At 48.1% G+C, this 16,230-nt stretch carries 12 protein-coding genes, 1 pseudogene and 1 other annotated feature; of the genes and pseudogenes, 1 reads left to right on the top strand and 12 read right to left on the bottom strand.

Annotated elements, in window-relative coordinates; translation table 11 throughout:
• Window positions 1-88: 88 nt before the first annotated feature.
• From I2H74_RS12500 to tdh, 3 genes are all read right to left on the bottom strand, one after another.
• Entirely contained in the window at window positions 89-2,059 is a 1,971-nt protein-coding gene (locus tag I2H74_RS12500; RefSeq protein ID WP_195574297.1) for an arginine--tRNA ligase, read from the bottom strand.
• A gap of 139 nt (window positions 2,060-2,198) precedes the next feature.
• Window positions 2,199-2,471, bottom strand: a binding site (T-box leader).
• Window positions 2,472-2,528: 57 nt separating this feature from the next.
• Complete coding sequence (locus tag I2H74_RS12495; protein WP_195574296.1) at window positions 2,529-3,710, bottom strand: glycine C-acetyltransferase; 1,182 nt, start codon at window positions 3,708-3,710, stop codon at window positions 2,529-2,531.
• Window positions 3,711-4,103: 393 nt separating this feature from the next.
• Window positions 4,104-5,162 carry an L-threonine 3-dehydrogenase gene (tdh, locus tag I2H74_RS12490; RefSeq protein WP_195574441.1) on the bottom strand — a complete coding sequence of 353 codons (1,059 nt, stop codon included), beginning with the start codon at window positions 5,160-5,162 and terminating at the stop codon, window positions 4,104-4,106.
• Between the two features lie 198 nt (window positions 5,163-5,360).
• On the opposite strand from tdh, the gene I2H74_RS12485 reads away from it, so the two are divergent.
• A complete protein-coding gene (locus I2H74_RS12485; RefSeq protein WP_195574295.1) occupies window positions 5,361-5,927 on the top strand; it encodes a helix-turn-helix domain-containing protein in 567 nt (188 codons plus the stop codon).
• A gap of 271 nt (window positions 5,928-6,198) precedes the next feature.
• Here I2H74_RS12485 and I2H74_RS12480 read toward each other — a convergent pair whose 3' ends face one another.
• From I2H74_RS12480 to I2H74_RS24615, 9 genes and pseudogenes are all read right to left on the bottom strand, one after another.
• Window positions 6,199-7,260, bottom strand: coding sequence for a LacI family DNA-binding transcriptional regulator (locus I2H74_RS12480; protein WP_195574294.1), 1,062 nt, complete (start codon window positions 7,258-7,260; stop codon window positions 6,199-6,201).
• A gap of 359 nt (window positions 7,261-7,619) precedes the next feature.
• A complete protein-coding gene (locus tag I2H74_RS12475; RefSeq protein ID WP_324254061.1) occupies window positions 7,620-8,273 on the bottom strand; it encodes a C40 family peptidase in 654 nt (217 codons plus the stop codon).
• Between the two features lie 780 nt (window positions 8,274-9,053).
• Window positions 9,054-9,932 carry a cation diffusion facilitator family transporter gene (locus I2H74_RS12470; RefSeq protein ID WP_229106642.1) on the bottom strand — a complete coding sequence of 293 codons (879 nt, stop codon included), beginning with the start codon at window positions 9,930-9,932 and terminating at the stop codon, window positions 9,054-9,056.
• Window positions 9,933-10,421: 489 nt separating this feature from the next.
• Complete coding sequence (locus I2H74_RS12465) at window positions 10,422-10,568, bottom strand: XkdX family protein (RefSeq protein ID WP_195574292.1); 147 nt, start codon at window positions 10,566-10,568, stop codon at window positions 10,422-10,424.
• Window positions 10,561-11,160, bottom strand: a complete 600-nt coding sequence (locus tag I2H74_RS12460; protein WP_195574291.1) for a hypothetical protein — start codon at window positions 11,158-11,160, stop codon at window positions 10,561-10,563. Before I2H74_RS12460 ends, I2H74_RS12465 begins: the two co-directional genes overlap by 8 nt.
• On the bottom strand, window positions 11,157-13,841 hold the full coding sequence (locus I2H74_RS12455; protein ID WP_195574290.1) for a hypothetical protein: 2,685 nt from the start codon (window positions 13,839-13,841) through the stop codon (window positions 11,157-11,159). Before I2H74_RS12455 ends, I2H74_RS12460 begins: the two co-directional genes overlap by 4 nt.
• Window positions 13,842-14,213: 372 nt before the next feature.
• Complete coding sequence (locus tag I2H74_RS12450) at window positions 14,214-14,852, bottom strand: hypothetical protein (protein WP_195574289.1); 639 nt, start codon at window positions 14,850-14,852, stop codon at window positions 14,214-14,216.
• Window positions 14,845-16,029, bottom strand: a complete 1,185-nt coding sequence (locus I2H74_RS12445; protein WP_195574288.1) for a baseplate J/gp47 family protein — start codon at window positions 16,027-16,029, stop codon at window positions 14,845-14,847. The genes I2H74_RS12450 and I2H74_RS12445 overlap by 8 nt, the downstream gene beginning before the upstream one ends.
• Window positions 16,001-16,230: pseudogene (locus I2H74_RS24615) on the bottom strand (hypothetical protein); the annotation flags it as partial. The gene I2H74_RS12445 and the pseudogene I2H74_RS24615, both read right to left, overlap by 29 nt.

Here is a 16,230-nt window from a genome sequence, read left to right as displayed (position 1 = left end):
TTGGGGCAAATAATCGTTTTATTTGCGCAAAAATAAGCCCGACAAAATCGGACAATTCTCCTGATTTTATCGGACTATGGTCATGGCTTTACATCGATTCTGGCGCAGGGAGACCTAGAATTCCAAGCACCTCGCCTAACGTATGCCTCATTTGCGCAGTCAACCACACACGGAAGGAGACTTGATCAGGGTTACCTTTTAGAATAGGGCAAGCGGCATAGAAGTTCGAGAACGTCGTTGCGAGCTCAAAAGCATATTGGCACAGCACATTCGGCGACAGCTCCTTGCTCGCTAAAGCAAGCGTCTCCGGCCAGCGGCTCAAGTGAGTAAGGAGACTATGCTCTGCTGGTGCCAGAGCAGGAATGTCGGGAGTCCCACCAAGCGCTGCAAGCTCAGCGCCGGCCTTGTTCAGCACACGATTCGCGCGAGCGTAGGCATAGAGCAGATATACGCCCGTATTGCCTGATATTTCTGTTGCCTGATCCAGATCAAAGACAACCTCTGTCTGTAGATTGAAACGAAGCAAATAGTACCGAATGGAAGCAATGGCAATCTCGCGGCTTGACAGCCCCTCCTTGCTTGGTCTTACCTCGTCAATGACCTGTTCGACACGGTTGATCAGCTCTTTTATTTTGATGCCAATGCCTTGTCTGCCAGACATCGCATAGCTGGCCTTCCCGTCTGATGTATCGATGCCAAGCTCTGCTGCTGCCTTCGGACTAAGAGAAACAACACCATAGCTAACATGATGTAGAGCATCCGCCTGCTTCTGGTAGCCCAATGCTTCGAGTGCTTGCTTTACCATAAGCTGCGGATACTGCTGACGATAATCGATCACGTTGATCACCATATCTGCTTGACCAAAAGCAGATGCTGCACCTTGAGCTCCTTCTTTCTTCGCAGCCTGCGTAGTGGTCGTCCACAGCTCTTCTGTAAACGGCTTATAGCTGAAATCCTGCTCCAACAACCCGAACTTCCACAGATGGTATGCGATATCCTTCGCGGTATACGTCAAGATCCCGTTGGAACGAACAAGCACCTTATCTTGGCTGTGCTCAGACTCTTCTGTCTCATCCGCTGCAGCCTGCTTCAGCACCCAGCATCCTGCAAGGCGCCCTTCCTGCTCCTGCTGGAACACATCCGTCTGCCTCAGCAGCTCGAATGCTTTTGCCCAGAAGCCTTCACGCACAATACTGCTCTCCCATACTAACAGATCGTAGTTGATGCCAAAGTGACCCATCTCCTCCACATGCTCACGAACAATGCGCTCTGCGACCAACGTGCCCATCCATGCGGTATTGTTATCGCCCGCTTCAATGGCATGCAGCACACGCGTACGCTCCGACTGAAGCTCAGGCTCGCTCGCATACTTCTTGTTAATCATCGCGTAAACATCCCAGCAGAAGTCGCCAAAGCGGTCATGGGCTTCTTGTATCTCTGTGTGCTGAATCCCCACCAGCGTATCGGCGAGCTGATTGCCAAGATCATCGATATAGTTGTGCACCTCAACCTGATGGCCTGTTTTTCTTAACAGTCTGACTAGAGTATCCCCTATGCAGGAATTGCGAAGATGGCCGATATGGGCGGACTTGTTCGGGTTGATGGAGGTATGCTCAATCAGCACCTTTTTCGAAGCCCTGCTCTTGGACGGATCGATCATCGCAGCTTGAGCACTCAGACTGCTCTTCAATTCTAGGGCCCTGCTTTCCAATCCGAATTGTGGTTGACATGCGGCGGATGCCGCATAATGCTCCGCCCATGTGCTCCAGTTCAAATACAGATTCAAGAAGCCAGGCGCAACTACCTCGATGCGCCCTATCAAGCCTTCGATGTACCCGGATGCTTCTAGCTTCGCCTTTATTCTATTTGCGATTGCGACCGGCGGCTGGCGAAAAGCTTTTGCCAGCTTCATGGCGGCATTCGTGGAATACTCTCCATGCTCGGCATGTGCAGGCTGCTCAAGCATGATCTCCTGAGGGCAATCCCCTGCTATCCCGCTTTCCTCCCAACACTGCCTAACGGCATCCTGAAGATGCGCGATGATCGTTTCTTTTAGCATACATACTCCCCCTCGTTTTTAGATAAACAAAGCTCGCAAATAGAGCCCATGATCACGAACATAGCCAAAGTGGTCTCCTATTCAGCATTTCAATACCTTTAAATAACCGTAGCAAAATGCAAAAAGCCCCCGTCTCTGTATAAGAGACGAGGGCTGTATAGACACTCGCGGTACCACTCTTGTTGCTGAACGATAGAGCCATCCTTCCCGCTCTCGTTCAACCCCTTGAACCAATAACGGCTGGTGGCCGGATCGTCTTACAGCGATGAAGACACGGCACATGGCAGAGTCTCCCCATCGTTCAGATGACCATCTCCTGGGTCCGCTTCATGAAGGATTCGGTACCGGCTTCCACCAACCCGGCTCGCTTGGACTCTTCTCGCTTCATTACTCTCCCATTCACGGATGTTGCTTTAGATATTTCTAATCATTATAGCGAATGCTGCGCAAAATGCAAGTGCATCGTCTTTTAGCCGACAATGCCAAATTCACGGCCAACCTTCTTCAAAGCTTCAAGCGCAAAGGCCAGATCTTCTTCGGTATGCTGAGCCGTTACGATCATACGCACGCGGCCTTTGTCCATGGCTACCGTAGGGTATACAATACCTTGCGCACACAAGCCTTCCTCCAAGAGACGCTTGGAGAATTCAAGCGCACGAGCAGGCTCGCCGACGATAATTGGAATGATTGGCGTTTCGCTGTCGCCTGTATCGAAGCCTTCCTTCTTCAAGGTATCGCGGAAGCTGTTTGCATTTGACCACAGACGCTCAGTAAGTTCTGGCTCTGTCTTCAATACGTCAATCGCTGCAATACAGGAAGCAGCAACTGACGGCGGAAGGGATGTACTGAACAAGAAGGCGCGAGCGTTGTTAATCATCAAGTCCTTCGCTGCTTGGCTTGTTGCTACATAGCCGCCAACCGCACCGATTGCTTTAGACAGCGTGCCAATTTGGAAATGCACGCGGCCATGCAGGCCAAAGTGATCCGTAGAGCCTTTGCCGTGCTTGCCGAGCACGCCGCTCGCATGAGCATCGTCGACATAGACTAGCGCATCGTACTTTTCCGCAAGCTCTACGATTGTCGTGAGCGGTGCAATGTCGCCGTCCATGCTGAAGACACCGTCTGTTACCACGACACGCTGACGGAAGCTGCCGCATTCCTTCAATACTGCTTCCAGCTGATCCATATCCTTATGAGCAAAGATCTTGCGGGATGCCTTCGTTAAGCGAATGCCATCGATAATGCTGGCATGATTGAGCTCGTCGCTGATCACGACATCATCAGCACCAAGAATGGAGCCAAGCACCCCTTGGTTCGTTGTAAAGCCGGATTGGAATACAAGCGCCGCTTCTGTACCCTTGAATTCCGCGAGCTTCTTCTCCAGCTCGTCATGAATCGCCAGTGTGCCCGTAATCGTGCGTACGGAGCCAGCACCTACGCCGTATTTTTCCGTTGCTTCAATCGCAGCCTGCTTCATTTTTGGATGATGAGTGAGCCCCAAGTAGTTGTTTGAGGACATTTGCAGCACGCGCTTGCCGCCCTCCAGTGTCATCCAAGCATCCGATCCGTCCTGCCATACCGTTAGTGGACGATATCTTCCCGCATCCTTAAGCGCCTGCAATTCCTGTGCAATCACATCAAATCCTGCCATGAGTTGCTCCTCCTTTGAGTTCATATGTAAATTCGTTTCAGCGAAAACATCATATCTAGATTCTAGAGTAAGGGCAATGTATCAACACTTACCTGCCTATCTATACCATCACTACCATCATACAACAATCCGAGCAGGATGAACCAGCGCACCTTCTTCGAAGACCATTTCGGAACGATCAAGCTCTCGTTACAATTGTAGAAAGGGGCACGTCTGCCTTAAGTACAGCACAAAGCAAGAACACCGAGGATCGAATGACACCTGCATTCATTGATGATCCCTACATGAGCTGAACACAAGTGAAAAAAAGCTCAGTATTCTTGCTCTGCTTATTCTAGAGATTGCTCGCTCCTGATAAAGAAGTATCCATTCTGTTTCGAAAAAGCACTTTTCTTAGAGCTCTGGCATGTGGTCGTGAAGGAAGACCACCTTGCCGCAGGTTCCCTTCATCATCATATCGAAGCCTTCCTCGAACTGATCCAAGGTGAGGGTATGCGTGATCAGCGGCTTCAGATCAATCCGATTATTTTCGAGAAGCCCCTTCACTTGGTACCATGTATCGTACATGCGGCGACCCGTAATGCCTTCAATGCGAATGCCTTTGAAAATGATATCTTCAGCCAGATTCAAAGGAACATCGCGCGTTGGAATACCAAGCATCGATACACGCGCCGCCATAGCTGCTGCCTTGAAGCCGTCGCGAATCGCATCTGGATGGCCTGACATTTCAAGCACTACTTCTGCTCCTTCACCGCCTGTAGCATCACGAATCGCATCAACCATCGATACTTCCGCGTTGTTCACAATCACATCCGCGCCGAATTGCTTCGCAAGCGATAAGCGATACGGATTCACATCCACCGCAATGATCTTGCCCGCTCCACAAGCCTTCGCTACAGCGACTGCCATAATTCCGATCGGCCCTACCCCAATAACAGCAACGCTCTTGCCGACAATATCTCCGCTCATAACGGTTTGCACAGCATTGCCAAGCGGATCCTGCAAGCAAGCGATCTCAGCCGGAAGGTTCGGATCGTTGTGAATGACATTGCTTGCACGCACAACCGCGTATTCTGCAAAGCAGCCTGGCAGCGTAATGCCGAAGCTCTTCGTATTCGGACATACATGCGCATTGCCAGTACGACATGCTTTACACACACCGCAGACGACATGTCCTTCTGCAGACACATAGTCGCCAACCTTTACGTTCGTGACATTAGCGCCGATCTCTTCTACAATTCCTGCAAACTCGTGGCCAAATACATTCGGTGTTACGACTGTATTCTCCGCCCATTGATCCCATTTATAGATATGAACATCCGTACCGCAAATCGAGGATGTTTTCACTTTAACGAGCACCTCATCCGGTCCGCAGCTTGGCTTTGGAACCCTTTTCAATACTGCTCCGGGCTTGCGTTCTGCTTTGACGAGTCCAACCATTGTTTCTTGCAACATTTCATTGCCCCTCCCCGTTTTTTTTCATAAAATAGAACATAGATCAAAATTATTTTTTACGGTTTTCTCCGTTATATTCTTTTTATTCTTTGTATATTATATTACACAGTTGTGCGCTATATTGCACATGTTTTTTTGTATGATTTTTTTCACAGGACAAGTCTGTTCTGTTTGGATAGAGAGAGGAGCCCTAGAATGCAAGAGCAAATTCATAAGAAGATTGGAAGGAATCTGCAAGATATCCGCAAGGCCCGCGGCCTTAGCCTGGATGCGGTAGCCGAGCTTAGCGGAGTAAGTAAAGGAATGCTTGGCCAGATTGAACGAGGCGAATCCAATCCGACGATTTCTGTCCTATGGAAGATCGTTAACGGGCTTCGCATCTCCTTTGCGACATTGATGGAGGACTCCTCTCCACAGGTTACGGTTGTCGCGATGGAAGAGACGACGCCGCTCGTAGAGGAAGAAGGCTCGTATCGTGCCTTTCCGATCTTTCCTTTTGAACAGGACCGCGGGTTCGAGGTGTACAGTGTATTGATTGAACCAGGATGTTCCCATGAATCAGAAGCCCACTACGAAGGCGTCGAGGAATTCATTATGGTGATGGACGGCGAGCTTCGCGTAGAGGTTGGAGGAGAAAGCTATACGCTTAAGCCGACGCTTGCGATGCGCTTCTCCGCGGATCAGCCGCATACGTATACGAATGACACGGACCAGACCATACGCTATGTGACCTTGATTCATTACCCTTCCGCGAATCGATAGATTCAATCAAATATGACTAAACAAGCAGCTTCTTCCATACGGTGAGGAGCTGTTTTTATTACGAGATCCAATCTTTTGATAATGGAATCCTTTAATCCTCAGCTATCTCTTATATTGCGCTTTAGGTATGAAAAAAATCCCTAGGAAGCCTATATGGCCTACTACCAGGGATTCGTTCATGATTTCTTTATGATTGATTTAGGATTGTTTTATGTTTCAATAATCCATGATGGCTTGGATGACATGCAATTACTTGCGATAAAAACGAGGATCACGTCTCGATCGATATGCTCTTTAGCGCTGCTACTGAATGCCTTGAAATAAACTGAAATGGAAGCTGCATTCGAAACGGGAACGGGTACGGGTCCTCCAGACTGTCAAGCAGCGTCTTGGCGGCAGCATAGCCCATTTCATACTTGGGAATATGAATGGTTGAAAGCGGCGGCGTCGTATACTTGGAAAACTCAATATCGTCAATGCCAATGAATGAGATATCCGCAGGAATGGATAAGCCCGCTTCCGTAACGGCTCTCATTGCGGCAATCGCCATCATATCGCTCGCACAGAACATCGCTGTCGGAAGCTCATCTGCTGCAAGCAGCGCCTTCATCTTCTCATAGCTCTCATCCGCGTCCCAATGAGAGTTAATGACCCACTGCTCCTGATACGGAATCTCGAATTCCTCCAAGGCCCGGCGATAGCCGGCGTAGCGCTTCTCCCGATCTAGCTTGCCCGACAAGCCTGATCCGCCAACGAAACCAATCTTCGTATGTCCATGCTCAATAAGATGCTTCACTGCTGTATGCGCTGCACTCATCCGGTCATAGGAGATCACCGGAATGTCCGGGTCTCGCACATCGATGCCAACAATGAGCGGCACTCGATCCTTCAATCTTTTGTATAAGCTATTGCTCAAGCCTTCAATACAAATTAAACCGCTTAAGCTTCGAGTATCCAACAAAGCATCAAATACGACTTCGTTCTTAAGCTCGGCCTGTGTATGAAGAAAAGACAGCGTAATGCCGGATTCCAATAGCTTCGCTTCGATTCCTTGTATAATCGGAGAAAAGTAAGGGTGATTATACTTGTTATCCTGAAGGGCGAGGATGCAGCCAATGACAGGAGCTTTGCTGGTGGCTTCTCTGCCTCGCTTTGCCCCTTGCTTCAAGGATTTCGATTTGCGAGTGGAGCGGTAGTCCAATTCCTTTGCGACTTTCCATATCTTCTGCTTCGTCTCGTCGCTGATCCTCCTGCTGTCGTCCTGATTAATGACACGAGAGACTGTAGATATGGAGACACCGACGCGTTCTGCAATCTCTCTTAATGTTGTCATGCTCTCCCCCAATTCTGCGCGCTTTCGCATCCAATGGTCTATGTGTCTTTATACGCAACATTATAACGAGACTGTTATGTAAATAAAAGGGTGAAGAATATCTACTCGGGACAATATGTTGTAGAATGGATCAAATATTGGAGAATGTACTTTGATCTGCGAATCGTGAGAAATGTGCCAAGCGAGAGCTTTTCTCCCCCCACCCAGCGTTGATTCCGTCGTTATCGTTATCCATAGAAGAAGTTATGCAGAAACTTCATCAAGATGGGGGATAAAAAAATGGCCCCGACACTCCGAGCTAATGCGGAATGCAGGGGCCTCTTGTCTTTTCAGATTCGAGTCATAATCATGCTTCAACCTTATTTAACAACGGATCCACCGAACAGGAAGCGGTGCTCCCAGGAGTTGTTCTTGATAGAGTCTGTACGCACACCGCCGGACTTTTTGGAATACGTATGAAGAACCTTGCCGTTGCCAAGGTAGATGCCAACATGTGTAATGCGCTCCGTCTTCGGATTCACCTTTTTATAGGAGGATGCAGAAGATCCACGATATTTTCCGAAAAACACGAGATCGCCGCGCTTCAACGAGCTCATGCTGTACTTCGCTGTAGAGTTACTGCGAATCCAAGCCCCCTGCTTGCGGGAATCCATAGGAAGGGTAACGCCAATCGCTTTTTTATATGCATGACGTACAAAGTCTGAGCAATCAAATGTCTTCGTTGTATTGCGGTTCGAGCCATATTCGTAGGGTGTGCCAAGATAAGACATGCCCACTTTTATCACTTTCTCAACCTTTGAGGAAGCGCTAGAGCTGGCATACGCTACAGGTGTGGACGTGGATTGCATAGAATAACTTGTGTCTGAGTAGCCTACGTCCCCTGCCTCTATGTATGATTCGTTTGTACCTGTGCTGTCCGTCGGGGCTGCAGCTGCCGTTGTCGCCATAATTTGCGAGGACATCGTCACCGCCAGCAGTCCGAGTAATAGTGCTTTCATCTTATTCTTCTTCATAAGTAGCCTCCTTGTGCAGTGAAGTCATTCGTTTCTGTGATGAAGAGGCTATATGGTGCCTCGTTTACATGAACCGATGTTCACATGAACAAAATTGTAAACTTATAGTCTTCTATCATATCGTTTACTAGAAATGTATTGGAGTTCCATCACTTGTCCTTCACTATATCAGGCATTTATGTCGAAAACATCGGACTTTTCTCTTAAAAATGACAAATTGTAACCATTTATTTAGGTCTTTAGACCTAATTTAAAGCTATTTCGTATCAATTTTGTAGTCTTAAATATCCATTTTTATGTTCAGATGATGATATGATCTCATGGGCTAAAAGTAATGTTTTTTAGGAAAATAAGTGGTGTTATGAGGGTTGCGCTCATTTGATAGGTGGAGGAAGAACGTTGGAGAATAAAAAGAACGATAAGCTGCGCTTAATAACTACTTTATCTAAACCATATGGCATATATGTGGCAATGCTAGATTCGAATGGGCATCTTCTCTAACGATATTCTGGGAGAAGATGTTGCACTTCTTGGTTCGCAAGTTATTTTTGGAAATTTGGAATAAAGAAAGAGTTGGGGGTGATTCCTGTTAGCCAGGTGGGAAGTAAAAGATGATATGGAGGGGGACGAAGCTCTTGGAGTTAAGATCGGTCGAGGTAGATCTGTGCTATTGTCGCAAAAAGAAAAACGAGCTGTCGCAATGACAGCCCGCTCGTTATTCTTCGTTGTAGGAACGACATGAAAGAGATCGTCTCGATTCGACGCCTCTTCACTTTTTCTCTAATGCTCCGACTTGCAGACATGGCCAGGGAGCTCCAGCGGCTCCACATGGACATGTGCATGCACAATGTTATGCTTTTTCTTGAGTCTAAGCTCCACTAGGTCGCAGATCTCGTGACTCTCGATGAGTGTAAGCATCGGATCTACCAACACGACGACGTCAACAAATACCTGATTGCCGTGCAGGCGAGCCTTGATTTCTCGAATCTCGCGTACTCCGTTCGTCTTCTCGATGGTAGAGCGAAGCGTCTTCAGCTCATCCTCGTCAAATCCGTCCGTTAGCACCAAGGTTGCGCTGCGGAAGATCTCCCATGCCGTTTTCAAGATCAAGATTCCGACTACAAAGGCCGCGACCGGGTCAAGCCAAGGCAGGCCCATTTGCGATCCGAAGATCCCGACTGCCGCGCCGATACTAACAAAGGCGTCCGACTTATTGTCCTGCGCCGCTGCCATGAGGGCTTGATTGTTAATTTTTTTCGCTAGATTCCGATTGTATACGTACACAAGCAGCATGACAGCCGCACACCCAAGCGCTACCCACCCAGTCAGGGGATTCGGCGTCTCCGCGTTGCCTTCGATCAACGACATGACGGTCGTATATAGAACCTGTAAGCCCACTGTCGCCATAATAAAGGAAGCAATGAGCGCTGATACCGTCTCTGCTCTAAAATGTCCATATGGATGATCATGATCCGGCGGCTTCTGCGATATCCGAAGTCCGATCAGCACGGCCACTGAAGCCACAATATCCGTTAAGTTGTTCCAACCGTCTGCCTGAAGCGCAGCAGAATGGAAGCCGAATCCGATTCCAAGCTTCGTCAACGACAGGACAATATAAGCGCAGATGCTAAGCCAAGCGCCTTTCTCGCCCTGCTTCATCTCTTGATATACGTCCACGATTCGCCCCTCTCTGATGCCCTAAATGACAACATGATATTCTGTTCACTTATGGTAACACTCCATATCCGTGTGGGTCTAGAGAAACAGAATTGCTTCCTAGACGAACTGTTGCCGTCATGTCAAGGTGTTGCGGAGCCTCTTTTTTGTTGGACTTTCAACCAAAAGTTGAAGCGATCCAACTTTACGATCATGTTCAAAGAGACAACCCTCTCCAATTATTAGTATGCACATGAGGGGCGGAAATTATAGGCAGGCTGACGAGGGTTTGTGAGTATTTTGAGAGGGAGTGGGATAATGGCATCCATTATCCCTGGTACTCGCTTATTAAAAAGTTCTTTCACGTATAGGTCTATAGAAGCTTTAACGCTTTTTCAGAATCCTTTCACCTCTCGCCTGTTCATTACCATCGTTCAACTTATAAACTTGATGAATACATGGAGCACATTTCAGGCAATGAGCCATTGAACATTAGAATGGCATATACTCATTTCCCGTAATTTCTGTGTATTGTTCGGGTGTGATCACTTCGAACTGTACATACTTACGAAGCTGCGCATCCTTGGCCCAGCCTTTTTGGTAATAATAGCTCAGTCGATCCACATCATTTTTAAACATTTGCTTTCGCCTCCAGCTCAAGTAATCTTCGTTCCAAATCAGCGACAGTACGGTCGAGCGTTTCATCTTTCCCTTTTAGCTCTAGGATTTGAAGCTCCTTCTCAACTATCTTCGTACCCAATATGACGTTTTGTTCTCGAAACTCTAACGCTTCAAGCTCACGCTGCACCATTTGTCCCCCTAACGTTTCAGTAGGGTCAGGCTGTGGAATGGGCTTTAGTGCCTCTATCTCTTCGTCCGTCAGTCCATTGCGCCAAAATTGGCTCCAGTCTACGGAAAGTGGAGGCTGCGGCACTAATTCACCGCTCTCCGGATCATACACGGACAGCTGCTTCTGATAATCCGCATAGGCTTTCTCGTAATGTTTCCGTGCTTGATCGTAACTGATCAGATCGAATGTTGGATCATACAATCCGTCTGGCAATGGGATCGCCACGGTATATCCCGTGATTTTGGATTCTGGGATTACTGATTGGTTGCTCGTTTCCGATTCCATGGATTCCTCGATAGGAAAAACGCCCGTCACGGAATCCGCAACGAGCGTTGGTTCGATATATAAACCGTTGATGTCGGTTATGATTGCTTCTTTCATACTTTTCCACCACCAACATAGAATGAGAATGATTCTAAATAAACATATCTGCGTGTATTTTCCATCGTTACTCTAACGCTTCCCCCGATTCCAACATCAATCGCATAAGGCTGTATGTCTTGAGGGCTGTTATAAGTTACGGTTGATACCCCTATTGTTTTTGATGGACGGAACTGTGATGGTAGCACAAAGATGTCTGTCCCCACCGCCTTTGAGGCTCCGCCGCTATCCAAAGTACCTCTAAAGTGAACGAACCCAAAAACATCCATCGCATACTGAATAGAACGTCCTGCGACAGAGTTCCATCCATTTATCAACGTGGCTGTAATCCATTCCAGAGGACTATTCAGGTCGCTTGTGATACTATTCAACCTAACTTCTGAAACACTTAACCGTCGCTCAACGTCTCCCGAACGTTGCACCAAGTCGGACACTGTACCTCGTAGATTAGTTGCGACAGTACCGTTGATTGGCGCTGTTAGAGTCGGGTCTAGCATCGTGTAGGTGACATGATAGACTGAGGTAGGGTCGAAGTCTGACTGTAAAAATCTAACGTGCTGCTTGCCATATGCATTAGCATCATTTTCGATCTTTGCAGCATTATCAAACCATCCATTACGGTAAGCCCTCAAAATGTGAGACACCTTATTTTTTAGTAGGCTTCCACTTACTGCTGTATTGTTGATATAGTAATTTCCATTGGGCGAATAGTACGTAGGATTAGCCTTCTCACGTATCACAATACCGCTGCCTACTTCGACTACGTTTGACCCTGCACATAGCGTCAGACCCGTTTCATAGTTGCGTACAGGTTCGACAGTTGGGGTTGCCTTGAGGTATTGAAGACGATAAGGGTCGGTTAGGTCGTTCATGGTTGTAGGAAGAACTTTTACGCCAGACGCAGAAACTAAGGAACCACTTCTGTCGAACTTGTACCAGCCTTTTGTCCCAACGTTGTTATATGGTGTCGACCAATCATCAGCATTCATCATCTTCCATCCCAAGAAATACGCCTTGATCTCGTCGATTGTCGGTGTGTAAGCGTCGCCCCATCCGCTGTCTGCGTTAGCGATGGTTAGGTGTATTTCTCCCGAATTTTGAGATATCGTTCCCATATCTGCACCTGAAGGAACTCCCGCAAAATTCGGCAGGGGCTTGCCGTCATATTTAACTACTAAGCCTTGATGTCCAGTAATAGGGTAACTATATGTCTGTCCGCCTAATTGCTTAAAGCCTGTATACGTAGCAACAAGCCCCCATTGCTGGTTTTCGGCAAGCACTTCCTTTCCCCACTTTTCCAGTACGTATGGCAGTCCGTCATCGCCTGTAAACAATACGTCTGCATTCGACCCATCAACTGGATTGGCGGCAAGTTGACATTCGGCTGCCCACATTGAACGTTGTTGCGGTTTGAACGGCTTGGCTTCGGTTCCAACGGTGAGCATTGGCTTTCGGAAAATGAACGTGCCAACCACTGCAACGCCGTTCTTTGTGGAGTTACAAACAACCTCGATATACGAAACGTTGGAATCGACAGTAAACGTGTCTGTCAACTTTCCAGTTAGCCTGTTTTTAGACGCATCGCATCCATATGCGTATACTTCTCCGCCTTCAACGTCGCCCTCAATCGGGTCTGCGCTCAATTTATAAGCGAGTCCTCCCTTTACCTTTACATAGTACCTCATCCCCGCGCCACTGCTTGCGTCACTGTTGCTTACCATCACTTCGTATTTATCTCGTACTGCAATTGATGATAATGAGGAGTTAAGATACTCCCATTCATAAAATGGAGGTAGCAGGTTGTCGCCAGTTACGATGGCATACGGATTGGTGACGTTTGTCATGCTGTCTACGTACGGATATTTTGCCGCAACCTGTTCAGGTGTCATCTTAGTTAGTGCTTCAAATTCTGTAGCGGTAATTTCATATATGCGTACAGAGTCAAAATACGCAGATTTCCCGCCACCGGAAACCCCTAAATCGATATTTGAAGTTATATCCGAACTTAACGAACTGACCGTAAAAACAGAGGGAGAAAATTTATCATTAGATGTAACATAGTTGCCAGTCGTAAGTGAAGGTGCGTTGAGTCTAGCCTTTTCTGAATCTAAAACTCTAATCATCGCAATTCCAACATAGTATTTTCCTGCAATAAACGTAAATTTGGAATAAAAGCCTGCTCCTGATGCAAATCCTTCTTTTACAGTAATTTTTACTGAGAAAGATCCTTTATCCACACTTTCAAAATCTAATGTAGTAGTGCAATTGTAGGGAATTATATTAGTTAGACTCTCCATTCCACCCCAACGTCCAAGCAGATTAATCAGCGTCCGTCCCTTAATACTCCCAACATTAAACGGCGTGTCCTGATCAGACTCTACAATCTGAACACCCGGTTTCAGTGTAATCTCCTTATGTTCCGCATCAGCAAAAACAGCCTCGTTCAGCCTTCCCGCTTCATTTAAGCGAACGACACCGTTTGGAGAAGGCTCACTGGTTACATCGCGATGATCTACCGCATTCTCCTGCAATTCCTTCAACGCCTCATAGGTCGTATTTGCTTGCCAGTTCAGCCATCCGGCGGGGGGCTTGTCCTGGGCGTTCCAGCCTTCCTCCAGCTTATGCTCAGGCGGCTGAATCCCTTGTGCCTTCCAAGTAGGCAATGGTTTCTTGAAACTCATAGCTTCACCTCATTTATGATCTGCTCTTGATGATCGTGATCATCTTGAAGGCATATTTTCACTGTTATCTTGCATTTTCTATTATTGTAAAAGCTTATTCTTTGACATCGCCAATCGTTGTGGACAACCGCAAACGTCAAAGCAAACGCTGCACATACGTGTTCAAAAAGATAGCTTCTCAAAATAGAGAGAATCTGAAGATGGAGAAAGCTAAAGATGAAAAAACGCATCTGGGACATACTGTTAATAGGAGAAACGCACATCTACCTTCATATACCTTGGATCTCTTGGAGAATGAGTGTAAGAATCAAAGTGATATCCCATTATGAATCTCCTTCACAAGATGACTCTTAGGTCACTATAGGGGAATCCCTATAAAGGCAGCTCGTAATCATCGCCCGGAACATAGAGATCCCCCAATGTTCCTCCGACAAGCATGTCATCATCGGCTAGACCATATTCGCTAGTCTCGACCTGATCCATCCAAGAAGAGAGCGCAAAGGTACCCGTCAGTTCTACCTCGCCGACACGAACACCTGCGGCGACGACATTTTCGACCAAGGAAATAAACTGTGCAGGGCTTAGCCCAACCTCATTCAGCTTCGAATAAGGGACTTCCTTGACATGGATCGCCGCAGGCTCTGGCTGCTTCTGATCGTCATATTGCTCCGTAATGCGGAATTCATGATATTCCGCCTGCAGCGCAAGCGCCAGCACCTCAATGACGGAATCCAGATTGCCGCTCGCGTTCATCCGAGCAAGCTTGGAACGAAGCAGCAGACGATATACCTCGTCCGTCGCCTGACCTCTCGACTGCCCAAGATTGTGGCCAATCTCATCGAGCGTCGAGCCTTCTGCTTCCTCAATGCTTTTCCATAAAGAGATTTGCTGAATCGTCTCGCTAATGACGTTCATTTCCTTCAGCCAGACCTGAACGAGCTTCGAAAATACACTGCCTTCCTTCGCTACCACATCTGGCAGCAGCTTCATGACTTCTTCCAGCTTAAACATGCGTGACCGCCACCTTCACTCGCTCAGGCGCCACCCGAGCCACATGATACAGTGGAATATCCACATTGCCTGCCATCCATGCACCGTCACCCAGCTTTACACGAAGTGCAGTTACTTCCTCAATGCCCGCTACATTTTGTACCGCGGATAACAGCTTGGAGTACACGATGCGCGTCCCTTGGGAAAGGCCCATATAATCCTGCTGGTCTGCACCGACGCCGCCAATGTATTGCGCAACCGCATTTTGAATTGCCGACTCGCCATCTGCTGAGAACGATGCATGGACCAGCACTTCTGCCTCAATATAGACATCCAGCATCGTCATGCGGCTGAATCGCACCTTGTGCTGACCTCCGCTCACATCGCTCACCGTTATGGCATCTGTACCATCCGTTCCGATCCCAGCGGCCTTTTTATCAAAAATGGTCTTTGCAATCTGCTCCGATTGACCGCCATATACATAAGCGCGAATGGACTTCGCAGGAATGCCTTCCTCGCTCTCCTGCATCGAGTCATTGACTCGAACCGATGCGGAGCGAACATCTGGAAGCTGCAGCAGCGCAGTTGCAATCGCATCCACTGTCGCCGCATGGCTGCCGTCCCGTGAGGCGCGAAGCCTGTCGCGGAATTCCACATCATTTTCCCGCTCGCGGCCATTCGCCATGCTGCTGTGATTCACGACCGCTGCTACATCTCGGTCTGTATTCAGCATCTCGGTGATCATGGCCGCTGCCACATTGCCAGAGGAGCCTGGCTCATTTGCCACGACCGACACACGCCCCTTCCCATCCGCACCAATCTCACATGGCGCGATGGTTGAGAACCAAATGCCTGTGCGGGTTCCCACTTGGAACCCTGCCGGCACGATGTACCCGCTAGTGCCTGTAAGCTCGACTTCGCCGTTTGCGGCCTGCTCCATTTTTCGACGCAAGCCATAGAATACAGCCAATGCATCCAACTGCACGCCTGTCGCATATTGAATGTAGGACTCGTGATAGACAAGCTCCACATCCTCCCACAGCACAGACAAATGCCACGCAAACAGCTGCAGCATCATCCCAAGCGGCGAGGTTGCGGACGTATTCACATCCTGTCCCAATTGCTTCGTCAACTCCATGACCATGTCTTCATAAATCTCGTTGTACGTCTTACGCTTCAAGCCCGCTGATGTTAACATCCTCTAATCTAACCTCCTCTCCTTCAAGTCCCGTGCATACCATGTGAACGGTAGCCGATCGACCTGCCTTATCCCAGACGACTTCAAGCTCATCGACCGAACGAATGCGCTCTTCCTCTGCAAGACAACGCAGGATCGCCTCACGAATCGTGTCCTCTGTCACCTGCTTGCCAAGCAAGCCTTCCGAATCAAGACCCATAT

Source organism: Paenibacillus sp. 1001270B_150601_E10, assembly GCF_015558675.1.
Classification (GTDB): domain Bacteria; phylum Bacillota; class Bacilli; order Paenibacillales; family Paenibacillaceae; genus Paenibacillus_B.
This window is presented reverse-complemented; position numbering and strand designations above follow the sequence as displayed.